Here is a 19,583-nt window from a genome sequence, read left to right as displayed (position 1 = left end):
CGGGCGGACGGGCGGGTGCCGCCGGCGCTCGGCCGGCGGCACCCCGGATCATCCGGCCGACCAGTCGGTCCAGCGCTGGACGACCTCGTCCTGGTTCTCGCCCCACCAGGCGTTGTCGATCTGCCAGGAGAGGTCGCGGTGCTCCTGCAGGGACGAGTCCCAGGCGGATGCCGCGGCGTCGAGCTTCGGCGTGGCCGTGAGGTTCGCCGGGCCGTACGCGATCGACTCCGCCCAGACCGTCTGCGGGCCCTGCGAGACGGCGAAGTCGATGAACTGCTGCGCGGCCTCGCGGTTGGGCGAGCCCTTCACGATCGCGAGCGAGGCCCAGTGGTAGGAGTTGTCCTCCCACATGGGCGCGTAGGGCGCGCCGTTCTGCACGGCCTCGTAGCCGCGGCCCGACCAGACGAGGATCATGTCGGCGCGCTGCTCCTCCATGATCGCGACCTGCTCGGCGCCGGAGCTCCAGAACACCGTGTCCGCCTTGACCCTGTCGAGCACCGTGAACGCCCGGTCGTAGTCGAGCGGGTACAGCTCGTCGGGTGTGACGCCGTCGGCCAGCAGCGCGAGCTCGAGGTTGCCCTCGGCCGGGTCGCTGCCCATCGAGCGGGTGCCGGGGAACTTCTCGAGGTCGAAGAAGTCGGCGATCGAGGTGGGCGGGTTGTCGCCGTACTTCTCCTCGTTGTACGCGACCATGTACGAGTAGGTGTCGACGGGCACGCCGCACTTCTCGACGGTGCCGGGCGCGAAGTCCGCCTCGTCGATGTTCGAGAGGTCGAGCTCCTCGAAGAGGGTGCCGCAGTAGGCGGGCACGTCTTGCTGGCCGGCGAGGTAGACGTCCCAGGTGGGGTTGCCGGCCTCGACCATGACCTTGAGCTTGGCGGGGTCGACGGGGCTCTCGACGGTGACGTCGATGCCGGTCTCCGCGATGAACGGGTCGACCATCGACTTCTCCTGCGCCTCTTGGAAGGCGCTGCCGTAGGTCACGAAGGTGAGGCGCTGATCGCCGCCTCCGTCGCTGCTGCCGCCGCCGGCGGGGGTGGAACTGCACCCGGCGAGCAGGGCGACGCCGACGGCGCCCGCGAGCAGGGCCGTCCGGGGGATGGTGCTTCTCATGGTGCTGACTCCTCGTGGTGATGAGTGCTGCGGTGGTGTGGGTCGTGCTGGTGGTGCGCGTGGTGCTGGTGGTGCTAGTGGTGCGTCGGTGGTGCGGTGCCGACGGCTGCGCCGGCACGTTCGATGGCCTCCAGCTGGTGCGGGAGGAGGTTCTGCTCGGGCGTGTGCAGGTGCCGCCCGTATGGGTCGTGCAGTTCGGTCTCCGCCTCGGCCTCGAGCAGGGCGGCGACCACCGCCGCGCCGCAGATCGGGGTGTAGAGCGGCGAGTAGCCACCCTCCTGGGCGATGACGAGCCGCCCGCCGCAGAGCGCTTCGGCGAGCTCGATCATGCGTCGGGTGAGGTCGCCGAACGTCGCGCTGGTGAGCGCCATCTGGCTGCTCGGGTCGAGGAAGGCGGCGTCGTAGCCGCAGGCGACGACGAGGAGCTCGGGTTGGAAGGCGCGCAGCGCCGGGGCGACGACCCGGTCGAAGGCGGCGAGGTACGCGCCCTCGCCGCTACCGGCCGGGAGCGGGATGTTCAGGGTCGCGCCGAGGGCGGCGTCGCCGCCGCGCTCCTCGACGGCGCCGGACTCGACGGGGTAGAGCCGGTCCTGGTGCAGGCTGATCGCGAGCACGTCCGGGTCGTCCCAGTAGATCCGCTGCGCGCCGTTGCCGTGGTGCACGTCCCAGTCGACGATCGCGACGCGGCCGAGGCCCTGCCGGGCCCGGGCGAGCTCGAGTGCGATCGGGATGTTCGCGAGCAGGCAGTAGCCGCGGGCCCGGTCGGGCTCGGCGTGGTGCCCGGGCGGGCGCACGAGGGCGTAGGCGCGGTCGAGTTCGCCGTCGAGCACCGCGCGCACCGCGGCGGCGACCCCGCCGGCGCTGCGCACGGCGATCTCGTAGGAGCCGTGCCCGAAGCCGGCGAAGTCGCCGAGCTCGCCGCCCGCTCCGGCGGACTGGGCCCGGAACGCGGCGAGGTAGTCGGCCGTGTGCACCCGGGCGAGATCGGCCTCGGCGAGCGCGAGCGGCTCGAGCGGGGTCATCCGGCGGCGCAGGCCGAGCCGTTCGATGAGGTGCAGCAGGCGGCGGCGGGCCTCGGGCGTCTCGAGCTGCACGCCGGGCTCGACGGAGGGGCCGAAGTCGGCCCTGGACTCGTGCCAGAAGCCCGCTTCGTCGGCGACGAGGCCCACGCGGCGATGGGTGGATCGTGGCATCCGTTCCCTCTCGGTCTGGGCGGCACCGCGCGGCGCGTGGGCCGCGGCGGTGCGGCGATGGTCGGTCGACACGGCGAGATATCGTCGTGTTTTACAACAACGTTTTATGAAGGGTAGCCTTGGAGCACAGACCCGTCAAGGTCGCATCCGGACGGTGGTGCACTAGGGTCCAATCAGCCCGCCATGCGGGCGCGCGGAGGGGGATGCCGAGATGCCGATCGAGGTGGACGAGAGCGAGCGCCTCGCCGAGATCGCCGACGCCACGGTGGCCGTCGCGAACGAGCGGGGCACGCGCGCCGTGACCCTGCGGGCCGTCGCGGAGCGCCTGGGCCGGTCGACGGCGTTCATCACGAACTTCGTCCCCTCCAGGGCGCACCTGATGGTGAACGCCCTCGAGCACGCCCAGTCGCACTGGCGCACCGAGCGCGCCTCCCTGCTGCGCGACGCCACCGGCATCGAGCGCCTCGTCGCGGTCGCCCGCTGGATGTGCTCGACCACGCCCGAGGACAACGTGCTCCGCAGTCTCTGGGTGGAGGTCATCGGCGACGTGCGCGGCGACACCCGGCGCGCGTACGACGTCGTGCGCGAGGTCACCGACGCCACCTACCAGGAGTTCGTGTCGAGCGCCGAGGCGACCGACCTCGAGCACCCCGAGTACATCGCCGACATCCTCTACCTCTACTGCCGCGGCTTCCACGTGAAGACGGTCGAGGACCCTGAGGCCTGGACCGACGAGCGCGTCAACGCCTCCCTCGAGGTGCTGCTGCGGGCCCTGCTCGGGCCGCGGCTCGACGCGCTCGCCGGCTGACCGCGGTCGCTACGTGCCTCAGAGCGCGAGCGGAGGCGGGTCGGCTACAGCTCGAGCGCCGACCCGTGCACCGGTTCGATTTCTGGGAGCCCTGCGGCGAAGATGCGCTCGAGTCGTTCCGCCGCCTGCTCGTTGAGAGCGTCGCCTGGGAAGAACTCCTCGAGCAACTCCTCGGCGTCCTCCGAGCGGCGGATGCCGTTGATCGCGAGCAGGTAGGCGACATCGCGCTCATCACGACCCCGCCGCCCCTCCATCGCTTTGAGCTTCATCGCGAGCAGTGCGTCGGCGGGCGCGAGCCAGATGGAGATGGTGGCGTCGTCATGCAATGGCACCCACTCGACCGTCTTGCCGTAGCCGGGGATGAACTTCGCCGCGTCGTCATTCAGCCAATCCAGCGGCCAGCCTCGTTCCACTGCGATATCGGCGATGAACGGCGCAAGCACGGCCTTCGGCTCGATCCGCGCATCGATGTCGAAGGTCGCGGGCCGATCGAAGTAGCCGAGGCGGAGCGCCGCACCACCGACGATGAACATGCGCACCCCTCCGATGCCCGCGGCTCGCACCCGAGCGGCGAGCTCGCGAAGCCCGCTTTCGAGTTCGGCGAGCCCCAGTAGTGCGGCCATCAGACGCTCGCCAGGGTCGACTCGTCGAGCAGCACGTTTCGTTCGAGGAATGCCGTCGGTACGCGATCAGGGTCAGGTGCACCGACGTACGGTCCGAGGTCGAGCGGGGTCGCCTCCGGCAGCCTCCGGTCTCCCCGTGCGAGCCATCCAGGGATCGGGAGTCGCCCCCGTTCCAGCCAATACGCGCTAAGTCCCGCGACCGCGGCGTCCCACTTGGGGTCGCCGATCGTGGCCGGTTCTGCAGCGGTGAGCACGACCCTGCCGGTTGCATCGGCGGCTTTGAGCGCGTCGGAGTAGCTCAGGAAGACCCGGAACGCCCGCTCGCCGTCAGCACCCTCGATCGACGACGCGATCTCGGCTGCCGCTTCGACTCCGCTGAGCCCCAGCACGGGAGCCGCGATGAGCTGATGGCCGGCGCTTCGGAGGATCCGCTCGAGCGTGTCGACCGTCGGAGTGCGCCGGCCCCGCTCGATGAGCGACAGGTCGGGCTGCGCCGTGCCGGCACGTCGGGCGAGTTCTGCCTGGGGAATGCTCTGACTGAGCCTCGCGGCCCGCAGCAGCTGCGCTGCGCGCTTCGCTGAAATCTCCATGCGGCCCTCCGTTCCCTCTGCCCTTCTGAACCCACAATATCGCTTTCGATATATTCGCGCCGGAGTTCTCCACAGCGTGCGCGCCCCATCCCCTAACGGCGGGACACCGCGCGGCCGAGAGTGGAGAGCGGCGGCCGCCCCGGTCGCCCCTGCAGCTTCGGGGGACCCATGATCGTCGTGACACGACTGAACGGCAGCAGCTTCGCGCTGAACGCCGACCTCGTCGAGCGCATCCACGCGACCCCCGACACGACGCTCCTGATGGTCGACGGCACGAACTACGTCGTGACGGAGTCCGTCGAAGAGGTCATCGAGCGGGTCGTCGAGTTCCGCGCCCGGGTGCTCGCCCGCGCGCAGGAGCTCGACCGTGGCACCCCCGCCCCCGTGACCCGCCTGACCCTGGCACCGAAGGCGGACTGACCGTGGACCCCTCCCTGCTCATCGGCCTCGTCCTCGCGTTCGGCTCGCTCTACGCGATGATCACGCTCGAGGGCGCGCACGTCGAGGCGCTCCTCCTCCCCGCCCCGATGGCCCTCGTCTTCGGCGCGACCATCGCGGTGGGCATCGCCGGCGCGACGCTCGGCGACGCGTTCCGCGCGGTCAAGGCGCTCCCCCGCGCCTTCCGCGGCAAGACCGCGAAGCCGCAGGGCACGATCGACCGACTCGTCGAGATCGCCGAGAAGGCGCGGCGCGAGGGCCTCCTCTCGCTGGAGCAGGATGCCTCGGAGACCGACGACCCGTTCCTCCGCAACGCCCTGCAGAACATCGCCGACGGCACCGACGGCGACGAGCTGCGCTCGCTGCTCGAGGAGGAGATCGCCTCCAAGGAGCGCGACGGCATGCAGTCCGCGAAGTTCTACAAGGCGCTCGGCGGCTACGCGCCGACCATCGGCATCATCGGCACGGTCGTCTCGCTCACCCACGTGCTCGAGAAGCTCGACTCCCCCGACACCCTCGGCCCCTCCATCGCGACCGCCTTCGTCGCCACCCTCTGGGGCCTGCTGTCGGCGAACTTCATCTGGCTGCCGATCGGCGACCGGATCGCCCGCCTCACCACGCTCGAGGCCGAGCACATGACCCTCGTCATGGAGGGTGCGCTGGCCATCCAGTCGGGCAGTCAACCGCGACTCCTCGGCGAGCGCCTGCGGGCCATCGCCCCGGGCCTGGGGCAGCAGCAAGAGGCGGCATGAGCGCCCGGCGGAAGCGCCGCGCGGCGAACGGCGAGGTCCACAACGACGAGCGCTGGATGGCCTCGTACATGGACATGGTCACCGTGCTGATGTGCATGTTCATCGTGCTCTTCGCGATGTCGACCGTCGACGCCGAGAAGTTCCAGGCGCTCAGCAACTCGCTCGCCACCGGCTTCGGCCAGGAGGCCAGTGACAAGGTGGACCTCTCGGACGGCTACGTCGTGCCCGCCGAGCTGCGCAGCGAGGAGACGGAGCAGGAGCCGACCCCGCTCGACCTCGCGAAGCAGGAGCTGCAGAACCTCGTCGAGATCCGCGACCGCATCGATGCCGCGCTGAAGCAGGCCGGCCTGCGCGAGGCCGTGGCCTTCGACATCGACGAGCACGGCCTCATCATCCGGCTCGTCGGAGCGGAGACGTACTTCACCGGCAACAGCGTGGACCTCAGCGAGCTCGCGCAGCGGGTGCTGACGATCGTGGGCGGCGTGCTGTCGACCATCCCGAACGAGATCCGCGTCGAGGGGCACGCCGACCCGCACGGCTCGCCGGGGCCGTTCCCCACCGACTGGGAGCTCGCCAGCGGGCGGGCGGCCCGCGTCGTGCGCTACTTCGTCGAGCAGGGCTCGCTGGCGCCCGAGCGCGCGGTCGCGATCGGCTACGGCTCGGCCCGCCCCATCACGGCGCGCACCGACGAGGAGGGGATGGCGCTGAACCGCCGCGTCGACCTCGTCGTCGTCTCCGACCAGCCAGAGGACGTGCGGGCGCTGCTCCCCGCCCTCTACGACCAGCTCGAAGCCGCGACGACGGCGGGGCAGTAGCCCGGCCGGCTCCCCGAGCTCGTCGAGGGGCGCTTCGACGGGCTCAGCGAACCAGCCTGGTTCCCCGAGCTCGTCGAGGGGCGCTTCGACGGGCTCAGCGAACCAACGCTTCGACGAGCTCAGCGAACCAGCTCGGCGGGCGGCGCTAACCGCGCCGGGCACCGCGACCGATAGTCGGATTCGTGCTGACGAGAACCGAGGAGCAGGCCGAGACGCCGACGCGCGCCGCCGAGCCCTACGACTTCCGTCGCCCGACGACGCTCGCCCGCGAGCACTCCCGTGTGCTCGAGCTCGCCTTCGAGAGCTTCGCCCGGCAGTGGGGCACGCAGCTCACCGCGAACGTGCGCGCCCGCTCCCAGGCCACGTTCCTCCAGGTCGGCATGCACACCTACGACGACTACGCCGCCTCACTGCCGCCCGCGACGACGATGGTGCTCTGCCGGCTCGCGGGCGACGAGGCGAAGGCCGTCATCCAGTTCCCCGCCTCGGCCGCCCTCGGCTGGATGACGCACATGCTCGGCGGCTCCGGCGAGCGCATCGAGCCCGAGCGCACCTTCACCGAGATCGAGCAGCAGCTGCTGCGCGCGCTCCTCGACGACCTCCTCGACGACCTGCAGTACTCGCTCGGCCGCATCCTCCCCGCCCGTCCGGAGTTCGACTCGCTGCACCACACGGCGCAATTCGCGCAGGCCGCGCCGACGTCCGCGCTCATGATCGTCGCGAGCTTCATCGTGGAGTGCGCCGAGCGCGAGACGACGGCGACCCTCGCCCTGCCGGCCGACGCGGTGCTGCGCGGCCTCGGCGAGTCGAACCCGGTGGTCGCGACCGACCGCGCCCGCAGCCTCGTCGCGGCGCAGATCGAACTGACCCCGGTGCCGCTCGGCGTCGGCCTCGCCCCCGTTCCGGTCACCCCGCACGACATCCTCGAGCTCGCCGTCGGCGACGTGATCCCGCTCGCGCACGCCGCGAGCGAGCCGTTCCTCGTCACCGTCGACGGTCGCGCCGTCGGCCGTGCCGCGATCGGCCGCACCGGCAACCGGCTCGCCTGCACCATCACCGAGACCCTGGAGATCCCCTGATGACCACGACCGCCTCCGCCGCGCTCGCCGCCGACGCCGCCGCCGAGCTCGCCCGCGCCCTGCCGAGCGAGAACGGCTACACGGTCGGCGGCCCGGCGGGCCGGGTGGCGCCGGCCGAATCCTTCGAGGCGAGCTCGGTCGGACAGGTCTCGGTCGATGTCGCGGTCGGCTTCCTCGGCGTCGGCACGATCGCCCACGACGGCCTCGCCGTGCAGAACCTCGTGCACCCCGCGCTCGCCGCCGCCGCCCGTGTCTACGGCACGGGCGTGCTCGGCGAGGTCCGCGAGGGAGCCGGGCTCTTCGACGACCCGGATGCCGAAGTCTTCGAGCTGCTCGACGGCGAGACGATCGTCGGCTGGTTCGCCGTGCGGCCGCGCCGCTCGGCGCGCCAGGGCGGCCCGCTCGGGGGCGACCCCGAGGAGCGGCTGAACCGCATCAACGGCGTCGAGATGGCGCTCACGGTCGAGATCGGCCGGACGCGGATGACGGTGCGCGACGTGCTGGGCCTCGAGCCCGGCGCCGTGGTGGAGCTCGACCGCTCCGCCGGCGCTCCCGCCGACATCCTGCTGAACGGCCGCATCATCGCCCACGGCGAGGTCGTCGTCGTGGATCAGGACTACGGCGTGCGCGTCACCCGCATCCTCGACGCCCAGGAGGGCGCCCGCTAGTGGATGCCGTCTTCCTCGTCCTCCGCGTGGTCGTCGCCCTCGGCGTCGTCCTCGCCGTCATCTGGGTGGCGCACCGCCAGCTCAGCCGGCGGCGTTCGGGGTCGAAGAAGGCGGGGCTCGTCCAGGTCGTCGCGCGCCAGTCGCTGTCGCCGAAAGCCTCGGTCGCGATCGTGGATGCCGACGGCCGCCGCCTGGTGCTGGGCGTCACCGAGCACGGAGTGTCCGTGCTGAGCGACCGACCGGCGCCGGTGCCCGACGCCGAGTTCGACGCGGTGCTCGCCGCCGCGGTCGCGCCCGCCGAGCCGGTGCCCGTCGAGGCATCCGCGCAGCCGTCGGCGGCATGCCGCGAGGACGACGTCCTCGACGGGCTCGACGCCCTCGCCATCTTCGACGAGCCGTCGGCGGACGCCGACGCGCCCGTCACCCGTCGTGCCGCCCTCGCAGCGGCCTCCACCGCACCCGCATCGCACGGATCGCGCCGCGGGTCGATCCTCTCGGCCGAGACATGGAAGCGCTCGCTCGCCGGGGTGAAGGAGGGCCTCGGCATATGACGCGCCCCTCGGCCGGCAGCAGCCGGTCGGGGAAGCCTCTGCGGATCGCCGCCATCGCGGCCGCTTCCATCCTGATCGCGCTCCTCTGGGTCGTGCTCTCCTCCGCAGCCGGCTTCGCCGTGGAGATCGACCCCACCGTCCCGGAACCGCCCAGCGACCCCGTCGCCCCCGTGGATCCCGGACAGGGCGGCTTCGGCGTGTCCATCAACGGCCCCGACGGCACGCCCTCCTCGGCGATCGTCACCCTCATCGGCATCACCCTGCTCGCCGTCGCCCCGGCGCTACTGATCATGACGACCTCGTTCACGAAGATCTTCGTGGTGCTCGCGATGGCCAGGAACGCGCTGTCGCTGCCCGCGATCCCGCCGAACCAGGTGCTCGCGGGCCTCGCCCTGTTCCTCTCCTTCTTCGTGATGCAGCCCGTGCTCGCGCAGGTGAACGAGCTCGGCATCCAGCCCTACCTCGCCGGCCAGCTCGACGCGAGCCAGGCGTTCGAAGCGGGCGTCGCGCCGCTGCGCGACTGGATGCTGTCGTTTACGCGCGAGGAGGACCTCGCGCTGATGACCAGGGCCGCAGGGCTCCCGAACCCGGCCGATCCCTCGGCGGTCGACCTGTGGACGCTGATCCCGGCGTTCGTCATCTCGGAGCTGCGCTCGGCGTTCATCATCGGCTTCGTCGTGTTCGTGCCGTTCCTCGTCATCGACCTCGTCGTCTCCGCGGTGCTGATGTCGATGGGCATGATGATGCTGCCGCCGGTGATGATCTCGCTGCCGTTCAAGATCCTGCTGTTCATCCTCGTCGACGGCTGGGGCCTGCTCGCCACGACTCTCGTCTCCAGTTACCGGGGAGGCTGAGTGGACACCGCCGCCGTCCTCGACATCGGCCTCCAGGGCCTCCTCGTCGCCGCGAAACTCGGTGCGCCGGCGCTGCTCACGGCGCTCGTCGTGGGCTTCGCCATCTCGCTGCTGCAGTCGATCACGCAGATCCAGGAGGTGACGCTGTCGTTCGTGCCGAAGGCGGTCGCCGTGGGCATCGCGCTCGTCGTCTGCGGGCACTGGATGATCAGCGAGATCGTCGCCTTCACGCTCGGCCTGTTCGAGCGCATCCCGAGCCTCGTGGGGGCCGGCTGATGGACTTCGCCTTCGACCCCGCCTGGCTCGAGGCCGTGATGCTCGCGAGCGTGCGGATGGCCGCCTTCCTCGTGATCGCCCCGCCGTTCTCGAACCGGGCGGTGCCGATGCGGGTGAAGGCGGGGCTCGCGCTCGCGCTCGGGCTCGCCGTGTCGCCCGCCGTGGTGCCCGGCTACACGCCGCCCGACGGCGCCGGCTTCCTCGGCGCCCTCATCGCCGAGATCGGCACGGGGGCGCTGCTCGGCTTCCTCGTCTACGCCGTGTTCAGCGCGATCCAGTCGGCGGGCGGGCTGCTCGACCTCTTCGGCGGCTTCCAGCTCGCGCAGGGCTTCGACCCGCAGTCGATGGTGCAGGGCGCCCAGTTCGCCCGCTTCTTCAACCTCGCGGCGATCGCGCTGATGGCCGCGTCGGGCGCGTACCTCGTGGTGCTGATGGGCATGTTCCAGTCGTTCGACGCGATCCCGCTCGGCGTCGGCATCGACGTGGCCCGCTCGGCGGAGTCGGCGGTCGACGCGGCGAGCGGCATCCTCGTCTCCGCGGCGCAGATCGCGGGGCCGCTCCTCGTCGTGCTGTTCCTCGCCGACGCGGGCCTCGGCCTGCTGACCCGCGTCGCGCCCGCTCTGAACGCCTTCGCGATGGGCTTCCCGCTGAAGATCCTGCTGACGCTCGCCCTCGCCGGGACCGTCTTCGTCGCCCTCCCCGGCGTCGTCGACGCGCTCACGGAGACCGCGATCGGCGCGATGCGGAAGGGGTGGTGAGCGATGAGCGACGTCGGTGAGCGCAGCGAACAGGCGACCGACAAGCGGATGCGCGAGGTGCGCCGCGAGGGCAAGCTGCAGCGCTCGCAGGACCTCACGGCCTGGGTCGGCATCGGTGCGATCGCCGTCGTGCTGCCGGCGACGATCGCGGTCGGGACGGATGCCGCGGTGGCGCAGTTCCACCTCGTGGCGGACGTCGCCGCCGCCCCCTCGGGCGCCGCGGCGACGCAGGCGCTCGAGGCCGGATTCGCCTCGATGCTGCCGACCCTCGGCCTCGCGTTCGTCGTCGTCTCGATCGTCGTGCTCGCCGCGGCGGTGCTGCAGGGCGGCGTGCACTTCCGGCGCAAGTTCTGGCGCTTCGAGCAGTTCGACCCGGTGAAGGGCATCGGCCGGGTGTTCGGCTTCCAGGCGCTCTGGCAGGGCGCGAAGGCGCTCGCGAAGACCGCGGTGCTCGGCATCGTGCTGTGGTCGGTCGTGCAGTCGCTCATGCCGATCCTCGCCGGCGCGGGCGGGCTGCCGCTCACCACCGTGCTGCAGGCCGCCTCGGACGGCGTCGCCGCGCTCGTCGTCACCGCCGTCGCGGTGGGCCTCGTACTCGCCGCCCTCGACGTGCTCGTCGTGCGCCGCCGCAACCGCAAGCACACGATGATGACGAAGAAGGAGGTGCGCGACGAAGCGAAGCACACCGACGGCGACCCACTCGTGAAGTCACAGCGCCGCTCCCGGCAGCTCGCCATGAGCCGCAACCGCATGATCTCCGCGGTGGCCGACGCGAGCGTCGTCGTCGTGAACCCCACGCACGTCGCCGTCGTCCTGCGCTACGAGCCCGGGCGCAGCGCCCCCCGCCTCGTCGCGAAGGGCAAGGGGCACATCGCCGCCCGCATCCGCGAGGAGGCCGAGCGCGCCGGCGTGCCGATGGTGCGCGACGTGCCGCTGGCCCGCGCCCTGCACGCGGCGTGCCGGCTCGGCGAGGAGATCCCCGTCGAGCTCTACCAGGCCGTCGCCGTCGTGCTCACCTTCGTACAGGCCCTCCGCCGCCGCGGCAGCGTCGCCGGCGTGCACGCCCTGACCACCATGACCCCCGCCGGAGGTGTCGGATGAACCGCAGGCTCTCCATGATCGCGGTGCCGCTCGGTGTCGTCGGCATCCTGCTGCTGCTGATCGTGCCCGTGCCCGCCTGGATGCTCGACGCCCTCATCGTCGTGAACATCCTCTTCGCACTCGTCATCCTGCTGACGACGATGTTCGTGAAGAAGCCGCTGGACTTCTCGGTGTTCCCCTCGCTGCTGCTCGTGGCGACCCTGTTCCGGCTGGGCCTCAACGTCGCCTCCACCCGCCTCGTGCTCGGCGAGGGCTACGCGGGGCAGGTCATCGCGGCCTTCGGGCACGTGGCGGTGGGCGGCTCGATCATCATCGGCGCGGTCGTGTTCCTCATCCTCGTCGTCATCCAGTTCGTCGTCGTGACGAAGGGCGCCGAGCGCGTCGCCGAGGTCGGCGCGCGCTTCACCCTCGACGCGATGCCCGGCAAGCAGATGGCGATCGACGCCGACCTGAATGCGGGCCTCATCACCGAGACCGAGGCTCGCCGCCGCCGCGAGGAGGTCTCGGCGGAGGCCGACTTCTACGGCGCGATGGACGGCGCCTCGAAGTTCGTCAAGGGCGACGCGATCGCCGGCATCGTGATCATCCTGATCAACATCATCGGCGGCATCACGATCGGCATGGTGCAGCGCGGCATGGAGATCGGCGATGCGCTGAACACCTACACGCTGCTGACCATCGGCGACGGCCTCGTCACCCAGATCCCCGCGCTGCTGATGGCGGTGTCGACGGGCATGGTCGTCACCCGCTCGAACAGCGAGACCGACATGGGCGACAGCGCGGCGGCGCAGCTCATGCAGTCGCGCACGGCGCTCGGCATCGCGGCGGGCGCCGCGGTGCTGATGGGCTTCATCCCCGGGATGCCGATCCTGCCGTTCCTCGGCGCCGGCATCGTGCTCGCCATGCTCGCCCAGCGGGTGCGCACGAGGGAGCGCTCCGCCGAACAGCAGGCGCGGGCGGACGAGATCGAGGCGGCGGCGCCCCGCGCCGAGACCACCGAGGACCTGCTCGCGCAGGCCCGGGTGCACGCCCTCGAGATCGGCCTCGCCACCGACCTCGTCGACCTCGTCAACGGCTCGGCCGACGACCTCCTGGCCCGGGTGAAGGCGCTGCGGCGCAAGCTCGCGATGGAGATGGGCTTCGTCATCCCGCCAGTGCGCACGCGCGACAGCGTCGAGCTGCCGCCGTCGACCTACTCGATCCGCGTCGCAGGCGTCGAGGTGGGTCGCGGGCAGGCGCCGCCCGGCCGTGCCCTGGCGCTCGGCGACCACCTGGAGTCGCTGCCCGGCGAGCCGACGATCGAACCCGTGTGGGGCCTCGCCGGCAAATGGGTGCCGACGGAGTCGCGCCGCAACGCCGAGCTGCTCGGCGCGACCGTGATCGACCGCGTGTCGGTCATCGTGACGCACCTGTCGAGCATCGTCGGCGACCACGCCGCACGCCTCCTCAGCCGAGAGGACGTGCGGGTGCTCACCGAGGGCGTGCGGGCCGAGAATCCGGCCGCGGTCGAGGAGCTCACGCCGACGCCGCTGTCCCTCGCGGAGGTGCAGCGGGTGCTGCAGGGCCTCCTCGCGGAGCGGGTGCCGATCACCGATCTGCCGCGCATCTACGAGGCCGTCTCGCTGCGGGCGAAGACGACGACCGACCCGGAGCTGCTCGTCGAGGCCGCTCGCGACGCCCTGGGCGCGGTGCTGCCGGCCGCGTTCGCCGACGACGGCGTGCTCCGCGTGGTGATGATCGACCCGATGCTCGAGCAGCGCATGCTCGAGGGGTTGCGGCCGAGCGAGCACGGCAGCCAGATCCTGCTGCCGCCCGAGACGATCGAGCGCGTGCTCACGGGCGTGCGCGACCGGATCCGCTCGGCGGAGGCCGAGGGCGGTCGGGCGGTCCTCGTGTGCGCTCCCGCGCTCCGGCCCGCCGTGCACCGGCTGGTCGCGGCGCAGTCGCCGGGGACCCCGGTGCTCTCCTACCAGCAGGCGTCCGCGGGCGCCGCCACCATCGAGACCGTGGGGGTGATCCGGAGCGATGCCGAGCTTCCGGCGTAAGGCGGCCAGTCTCGAGGAGCTGCGCATGCAGGTGCTCCTCGCCTACGGGCCGGAGGCCCGCATCACCGAGGCGACCCGGGTGACCCGCAAAGGGCTCGGCCGCTTCCTCGCGCACGAGGAGATCGAGGCGACGGTCATCGTGCCCGACGACGCGGCCCCCGCGGGCGGGATCGACCCGGAGCGCGTTGACCGCGCGGGCATCGCGGCGCTCCTCGCCGACGCGGACCGGGCGGATGGCGGCGCAGGCCCCGCCGGCCCCCGCGCGGCCGCAGCGATCGAGCCGGCCGCGGGCCCGCAGGCCTCGACGTCGAGCCGAGCCTTCGCGACCCTGCTGGCCGACGTCGAGCGGGCGATCGCGGTGCCGCCGCTCCCCGCACCGGCGGCGCCGCCGGTGGCAGCGCCGGCGGCGGATGGCCCGGGCGGCGACGGCGTCGTGAGCGCTTCGCCGGAGCCGGAGCTCGCCGACGCCGAGGACCGCCCGATCGTCCTCGAGGCCGTGCGCTCCTCACTCGTGGAGCTCGAGGCGCCCGGCATCCCGCTCGTCGCCGACCGCGCGTCCGCGGGCGACTTCGTGCTCGTCCTCGGCCTCGGCAACGATGCCGAGACGGCGGCGCGCGGACTCATCGGCCAAGCGGCCGGCGCACCCCTGCTGCTGCACGGCCGGGCGGCGGATGCCGAGGCCGACGTACCCGACCGGCGGGCGGCGCTGGCCGCGCGGATGCGTGCCGTCGAGCAGCACGCCGCGGTCGTGCTCGCGGTGTCGGTGGGCCTCGACGACGACCTCACGGCGATCGCCGAGCTCCGGCCGGACGAGGTGTGGGCCGCCGTCGACGTCAGCCGGCGCACCGACGACACGGCGTACTGGCTCGCCCGGGTGGATGCCGCGCTGCCGATCTCGGCGCTCGCTGCCGTCGGGGTGGAGCGGACGAGGCATCCGCTCGACATCTCGCGCTTCGGTCCGCGCGTCGGCTGGCGGCAGCCGCGCGCCTGATCGTGACGCGGCGGGGGCCGGTGCAGCGCACCGGCCCCCGCTGCGCTGCACCCCTCAGGCGCGCTGGCCGCGTCGGACGCCGGCCTTCCGACGACTGCCGAGCGAGGACGTCACGATCGCGCCGAGCCCGGCCAGGACGGCGACGATCGCACCGACGGCCACGGCCAGATCGATGCCCGTCGAGGCGAGACCATCGGACGCGCCCGCCCCGCGCGAGCCGCCCCTGAGCGCGTCGCGCTCCGTCGAGGCGCCGCCGGAGCCCGAGCCGGTTGCGTTGGTGCTCTCGGTGCCGGCGCCGTTCCCAGTCCCGGTGCCGTTCCCGTTCCCAGACCCGGTGCTGTTCCCGTTGCCGTCGCCGTTCCCGGTGCCGTTCCCGTTCCCGGTGCCGTTGCCGTTCCCGGTGCCGTTCCCGTTCCCGGTGCCGTTGCCGTTCCCGGTGCCGTTCCCGGTGCCGACGCCGTTCCCGGTGCCGTTGCCGTTCCCGTTCTCGGTGCCGTTCCCGTTCCCGGTGCCGTTCCCGTCGCCGTTCCCGGTGCCGTCGCCGTTCCCGTTGCCGTTCCCGTCCCCGTCGCCGTTCCCGTTCCCGTCGCCGTTCCCGTTCCCGTCGCCGTTCCCGTTGCCGGCATCCGTCTCGGTGACATACGTGAACGGCAGCGGATCACTCGACCCACCCGGCGTCGTCACCACCACATCCACCGCACCAGCCGCACCAGGCAGCGTCACGAAACGAATCTCCGTGTCACTCACCTGCTCGAACGGCACCGACACCCCACCGACCGTCACCGACGTCGCACCCGCAAGATCCGACCCCGACACCGTCACCGACGTGCCACCAGCCACCGGACCCGAAGCCGGCGACAACCCCGACAACACCGGCACCGCCACCACCGGAACCTCGTCCTCAAGGTACGTGAACGGCAGCGGATCACTCGACCCACCCGGCGTCGTCACCACCACATCCACCGGACCCGCCACACCAGGCGGCGTCACGAAACGAATCTCCGTCGCGCTCACCTGCTCGAACGGCACCGACACCCCACCAACCGTCACCGACGTCGCACCACCAAGATCCGACCCCGACACCGTCACCGACGTGCCACCAGCCACCGGACCCTCCGACGGCGACAACCCCGACAACACCGGCACCACGCCCACCGGCACCTCATCCTCGACATACGTGAACGGCAGCGGATCACTCGACCCACCCGGCGTCGTCACCACCACATCCACCGGACCCGCCACACCAGGCGGCGTCACGAAACGAATCTCCGTCCCGCTCACCTGCTCGAACGGCACCGACACCCCACCAACCGTCACCGACGTCGCACCACCAAGATCCGACCCCGACACCGTCACCGACGTGCCACCAGCCACCGGACCCTCCGACGGCGCCAACCCCGACAACACCGGCACCACGCCCACCGGCACGACGTCGTCGTCCGCAGCCAGCACGGTCGAGGAAGCGAGCGTCACCTTCGCGAGGTCGGTGTTCGCGACGTTGGGCAGCAGGGTGACGCTGAGCGCGCGCACGGTGAAGGAGCCCGGACCGAGATCGCCGCCGGCCTCGTTCAGGGGGGCTTCGGTGGGTTGCTCGTTGATGCGGATGACCGCGATGTTCGCGAGCAGGCCGTCGAGCGCCGGGCGCAGCATGGTGAGCAGCGAACCGACGACGCCGTCGAGCACGGCGGTGGTCGCTGCACTCGAGCTGGTGAGGATCGCGCGAACCGGGGCCGCCAGCCCCGCGAGCACGGTGGGCAGCACGGTGTCGGTCACGGTGCCGAGCACGGCACCCAGCAGCCGGTTCACATCCACTCCCATGCAGATGCCGCCGACGGATGCGCCGAGGCAGCTGGGCGCCCCAGGCAGCAACCGCAGACCGGATACATCGGTGGTGGCGGTGCCGTTGAGGAATTGCGTGAGGGTGCCGTTGATGATGATGGGGGCGTTGACGAGTTGGAGTCCGCCGAGGGCGGGGAGGGCGACGACGCTGAGGCCGACGTTGAGCGAGATCTGGGTCGATTCGAGGAGGGCGTCGAGGCCGCCGGTGAGGTGGCCGACGAGTTTGCCGAGGGCTTGGTTCACGCCGTCGGTGATCATCCCGATGACCTCGGGCGTGAGCACTGAAGTGTTGGCGGGGAGCCCGTTGAGGTTGGGTCCGCCGGGGTTGACGAGTTCGGCGAGGTCGACCGAGACGGTGCCGTCGGTGAGGTTCACGCTGATGGCGCCGTCGTCGCTGTAGAGGATCGCGTTGGGTCCGCCGAGGAGCTGGTCCACGAGCTGGCTCAGGTTCGGCGGCGTCACGGCGATGGTCGCGTCGCCGAGGCTGACGTTCGCGACGCCGAGGAGTTGGATGTCGGCGATCGCGTCGACCACGCCCTGCACGGCGCCGCCCGGCCCCGCGAGGGCTTCGAGGTCGCTGGTGAGCTCGGTGGTCGCCGTGTTCAGGGTCCCCCGGAGCTGGGTCGCGAGGCCCGCGACCGCGGGGCTGGAGAGGTTCAGCTTCAGGTCGGTGACGCGGTAGTCGCTGGTGATCCCGGTGCCGCCGTTCTTCGCGGCGCGGGTGGCGAGGGCCCCGACTTCCAGGGAGGCCTCGTCGATGAGCTCGTCGGTGACGGCGGCGACGCCGAGCTGGTCGAGCAGATCGGTGAGGTTCACCGTCGTGTTGCCGAAATCGGCCGGGTCGGCGTCCTCGGACACCGAGATCGTGCCGTCATCGGCGACCGCGCCGGACGCGGCGACCGAGTCCGTCGTGGACGCGGTGCCGGCGTAACTGTTGATCACGCCGATCTCGCCGAGGTTCAACAAACCCGGCCCGGTCCCGTCGGTCAGCAGCGGCACCTGCACCAGCCCGTTCCCGATCAGGTCGACTTGCAGGCCCAGTGCCTGCAGCACCGCGAGATCGAACGGGTCGGCCTCACTGGGCGGACCGCCCGGATCCGAGGCGTAGGCGTAGGCCAGGTCCGCGGCCTGCAGTTGCAGCAGATCCGCCCCCAGGAACTGCCCCAACGCCTGGGACGGATCCCCAGGGGCGGCCTGCGCACTCAGCGCCCCACCACCCCCGACCACGAGCAGGGCCACGGTGCCCGCGGCAAGCCCGCGCACCACCCCCGCCCGCCCAGAACCCGACGAGACAACCCCCCGCCGAACCATCCCGAACCCGGACATACGTGTACGCGGACGCGACATTTTCCCTCCACTGTGAGCGAAACGGTCTCCCGAACCATGCCGACATCCACCCCAGTTGGGATGCCAACTCCCGGAGAAGGAAACCAGGGGGCCGCCTGGGACGTTCTGCAGAACGGCAGCCCCCTGGTCCCGCAGTCGACCAACCCGATTCGTCGACCGCGTGGGATTTCCCGCCGCAACTCTACAAAGCGGGATACCAGAAACTCAAATCGATGAGGAACGGAACGCAGCCGGCGTCACCGCGGCATGACGCTTGAAGAACTTCGAGAAGTTCGCGGCGTCGTGGAAGCCGAGCGCGGCTGCGACGTCCCGCACCGGCGCGTCGGGCAGGTGGGTCAGCAACCGTTTCGCCTCGAGAATCACCCGCTCGTCGATCAGCTGCTTGGCCGTACGGCCGCCGTGCTCGCGCACCGCCACGGTCAGCGTCTTCGGCGTGCAGCCGAGCAGTTGCGCAGCGGACTCGACGGAGCGGCCGATGCCCCGCGGCCCGCGCTCGTCGAGGAGGCCCACGAAGCGCTCGTAGAGCGCCGCGGATCCCCGCGGCGGGTCCGCAGGCGCCGCACCGCTGCAGAGCCGCAACAGGATCGCCTCGAGCACGTGCTCGACGGCGGCGGCGGTGCAGCGCGTCGCGCCCCGGTCGAGCTCCTCGAGCGCCTGCAGCAGCGGGACCACCTCGTCGGGGTAGCTCCCCCGGCGCCAGTGCGCGCGGCCCGCGACACCCGCCCGTCGCAGGAGTTCGACGGAGGCCGGCGTGATGACCTCGGGCCGGAAGAGCACGACCCGCCCGTCCCACTCGCTCAGCTCGCCCCACTGCTGCACCTGCCCGGCGCGCACCCAGAGCAGGTCTCCGGCTCGAAGGCGGTGCTCCACCTGATCCACCCGGTGGGTGGCGCGGCCGGCGCCGACCTCGATCAGCAGATCGAAGCTCGGGCGCTGCGGCTCGCGCAGCGCCGCGGCCGCCGCCTCGCCGTCGCGCAGCTCGGCCACCCGGACCAGCTCCACCCGCGACGCGGACCCCGGTCGACGGAAGCGCACGACAGGTATCCCCTCGGATCCGATTTTCACCACAAGAAATCCCTTTTCTGACATCGAATCGGCGGGGCTGCCCTTCATACGCTGGTATGCAACATGAAAACTTCCAAATCCATTCGCACCGCCCTGGCATCCCTCGCCCTTCCCGCCGTGCTCGCGCTCGCGGCCTGCAGCGCAGCGGCACCGGCCGCGTCCCCGGCCGAGCCGGCGAACTCATCCGGCCGCGACCTCGCCGCGGAGGAGGCGAACCGCGAGCTCGTGCTCGAGTTCTACGACCGCTTCTTCAACGAGCACGAGACGGAGGAGGCGGCCGAGGTCATCGCCGACGACTACATCCAGCACAACCCGGCCGTGCCGGACGGCAAGGAGCCGTTCGTCTCGTTCTTCACCGGCTTCTTCGCCGAGAACCCCGAGTCTCGCGCCGAGATCGTGCGGAGCGCCACCGACGGCGACCTCGTCTACCTGCACGTGCGCTCGACCGACGCCCCCGAGCAGCTCGGCTCCGCCGTCGTCGACGTCTTCCGGGTCGACGACGGCATGATCGTCGAGCACTGGGACGTCATCCAGCCGGTCCCCGCCGAAGCCGCCAACGACAACACCATGTTCTGACCCCCGGCGCTCCGGGGCGGCGGCGACGCAGCCCCGGAGCGCGCTTTTCGGCGAGCCCGACCGCGCACGACGGCTCCGCCGCGTCCCGTCGATCCGCTGCC

At 71.7% G+C, this 19,583-nt stretch carries 20 protein-coding genes; 14 read left to right on the top strand and 6 right to left on the bottom strand.

The genetic code is table 11. The features are described 5' to 3' along the window. Positions 1-48: 48 nt before the first annotated feature. Both QSJ60_RS02970 and QSJ60_RS02965 read right to left on the bottom strand, forming a co-directional pair. Positions 49-1,113 carry a polyamine ABC transporter substrate-binding protein gene (locus QSJ60_RS02970; RefSeq protein ID WP_285462450.1) on the bottom strand — a complete coding sequence of 355 codons (1,065 nt, stop codon included), beginning with the start codon at positions 1,111-1,113 and terminating at the stop codon, positions 49-51. Between the two features lie 74 nt (positions 1,114-1,187). Continuing rightward, a complete protein-coding gene (locus tag QSJ60_RS02965; RefSeq protein ID WP_285462448.1) occupies positions 1,188-2,306 on the bottom strand; it encodes a histone deacetylase-like amidohydrolase in 1,119 nt (372 codons plus the stop codon). A 211-nt stretch (positions 2,307-2,517) separates the two neighbouring features. On the opposite strand from QSJ60_RS02965, the gene QSJ60_RS02960 reads away from it, so the two are divergent. Next, the gene (locus QSJ60_RS02960; RefSeq protein ID WP_230767299.1) at positions 2,518-3,114 is read left to right on the top strand and encodes a TetR/AcrR family transcriptional regulator; all 597 of its coding nucleotides are present in this window, start codon (positions 2,518-2,520) and stop codon (positions 3,112-3,114) included. 44 nt (positions 3,115-3,158) lie between these two features. Here the strand turns inward: QSJ60_RS02960 and QSJ60_RS02955 are convergent, their stop codons facing one another. Further along, positions 3,159-3,647, bottom strand: coding sequence for a hypothetical protein (locus tag QSJ60_RS02955; RefSeq protein WP_285462446.1), 489 nt, complete (start codon positions 3,645-3,647; stop codon positions 3,159-3,161). An 89-nt stretch (positions 3,648-3,736) separates the two neighbouring features. Beyond that, complete coding sequence (locus tag QSJ60_RS02950; protein ID WP_230767294.1) at positions 3,737-4,327, bottom strand: helix-turn-helix domain-containing protein; 591 nt, start codon at positions 4,325-4,327, stop codon at positions 3,737-3,739. A gap of 168 nt (positions 4,328-4,495) precedes the next feature. On the opposite strand from QSJ60_RS02950, the gene QSJ60_RS02945 reads away from it, so the two are divergent. From QSJ60_RS02945 to QSJ60_RS02890, 12 genes are all read left to right on the top strand, one after another. Then, the gene (locus QSJ60_RS02945; RefSeq protein WP_285462444.1) at positions 4,496-4,747 is read left to right on the top strand and encodes a flagellar FlbD family protein; all 252 of its coding nucleotides are present in this window, start codon (positions 4,496-4,498) and stop codon (positions 4,745-4,747) included. Positions 4,748-4,749: 2 nt separating this feature from the next. Then, entirely contained in the window at positions 4,750-5,517 is a 768-nt protein-coding gene (locus QSJ60_RS02940) for a motility protein A (protein WP_189084191.1), read from the top strand. Continuing rightward, complete coding sequence (locus tag QSJ60_RS02935; protein ID WP_285462442.1) at positions 5,514-6,332, top strand: OmpA/MotB family protein; 819 nt, start codon at positions 5,514-5,516, stop codon at positions 6,330-6,332. Before QSJ60_RS02940 ends, QSJ60_RS02935 begins: the two co-directional genes overlap by 4 nt. A gap of 182 nt (positions 6,333-6,514) precedes the next feature. After that, entirely contained in the window at positions 6,515-7,411 is an 897-nt protein-coding gene (locus tag QSJ60_RS02930; RefSeq protein WP_229781532.1) for a flagellar motor switch protein FliM, read from the top strand. Beyond that, on the top strand, positions 7,411-8,079 hold the full coding sequence (fliN, locus tag QSJ60_RS02925; RefSeq protein ID WP_230767288.1) for a flagellar motor switch protein FliN: 669 nt from the start codon (positions 7,411-7,413) through the stop codon (positions 8,077-8,079). Before QSJ60_RS02930 ends, fliN begins: the two co-directional genes overlap by 1 nt. Continuing rightward, entirely contained in the window at positions 8,079-8,630 is a 552-nt protein-coding gene (locus tag QSJ60_RS02920; protein WP_285462439.1) for a FliO/MopB family protein, read from the top strand. The genes fliN and QSJ60_RS02920 overlap by 1 nt, the downstream gene beginning before the upstream one ends. Then, entirely contained in the window at positions 8,627-9,484 is an 858-nt protein-coding gene (fliP, locus tag QSJ60_RS02915) for a flagellar type III secretion system pore protein FliP (protein WP_230767283.1), read from the top strand. Before QSJ60_RS02920 ends, fliP begins: the two co-directional genes overlap by 4 nt. Further along, complete coding sequence (locus QSJ60_RS02910) at positions 9,485-9,760, top strand: flagellar biosynthetic protein FliQ (RefSeq protein ID WP_189084186.1); 276 nt, start codon at positions 9,485-9,487, stop codon at positions 9,758-9,760. Then, complete coding sequence (locus QSJ60_RS02905) at positions 9,760-10,518, top strand: flagellar biosynthetic protein FliR (protein ID WP_230767266.1); 759 nt, start codon at positions 9,760-9,762, stop codon at positions 10,516-10,518. The genes QSJ60_RS02910 and QSJ60_RS02905 overlap by 1 nt, the downstream gene beginning before the upstream one ends. A 3-nt stretch (positions 10,519-10,521) precedes the next feature. Beyond that, complete coding sequence (locus QSJ60_RS02900; protein ID WP_285462436.1) at positions 10,522-11,619, top strand: EscU/YscU/HrcU family type III secretion system export apparatus switch protein; 1,098 nt, start codon at positions 10,522-10,524, stop codon at positions 11,617-11,619. Continuing rightward, positions 11,616-13,664 (top strand): flagellar biosynthesis protein FlhA, encoded by a 2,049-nt coding sequence (gene flhA / locus QSJ60_RS02895; RefSeq protein ID WP_230767260.1) that lies wholly within the window; start codon positions 11,616-11,618, stop codon positions 13,662-13,664. The genes QSJ60_RS02900 and flhA overlap by 4 nt, the downstream gene beginning before the upstream one ends. A gap of 25 nt (positions 13,665-13,689) precedes the next feature. Next, positions 13,690-14,655 (top strand): hypothetical protein, encoded by a 966-nt coding sequence (locus QSJ60_RS02890; protein WP_285462434.1) that lies wholly within the window; start codon positions 13,690-13,692, stop codon positions 14,653-14,655. A 54-nt stretch (positions 14,656-14,709) separates the two neighbouring features. Here QSJ60_RS02890 and QSJ60_RS02885 read toward each other — a convergent pair whose 3' ends face one another. Both QSJ60_RS02885 and QSJ60_RS02880 read right to left on the bottom strand, forming a co-directional pair. Further along, entirely contained in the window at positions 14,710-17,733 is a 3,024-nt protein-coding gene (locus QSJ60_RS02885) for a choice-of-anchor G family protein (RefSeq protein ID WP_285462432.1), read from the bottom strand. A 312-nt stretch (positions 17,734-18,045) separates the two neighbouring features. After that, the gene (locus QSJ60_RS02880; RefSeq protein ID WP_285462431.1) at positions 18,046-18,876 is read right to left on the bottom strand and encodes an AraC family transcriptional regulator; all 831 of its coding nucleotides are present in this window, start codon (positions 18,874-18,876) and stop codon (positions 18,046-18,048) included. Between the two features lie 93 nt (positions 18,877-18,969). On the opposite strand from QSJ60_RS02880, the gene QSJ60_RS02875 reads away from it, so the two are divergent. Beyond that, positions 18,970-19,482 carry a nuclear transport factor 2 family protein gene (locus QSJ60_RS02875; protein WP_285462429.1) on the top strand — a complete coding sequence of 171 codons (513 nt, stop codon included), beginning with the start codon at positions 18,970-18,972 and terminating at the stop codon, positions 19,480-19,482. The last annotated feature ends 101 nt before the right edge of the window (positions 19,483-19,583 follow it).

This window comes from Agromyces sp. NBRC 114283 (assembly GCF_030268405.1).
Lineage (GTDB): Bacteria > Actinomycetota > Actinomycetes > Actinomycetales > Microbacteriaceae > Agromyces > Agromyces mediolanus.
Note: the sequence above shows the minus strand (reverse complement) of the source record. Positions and strands in the feature narration are given on the sequence as shown.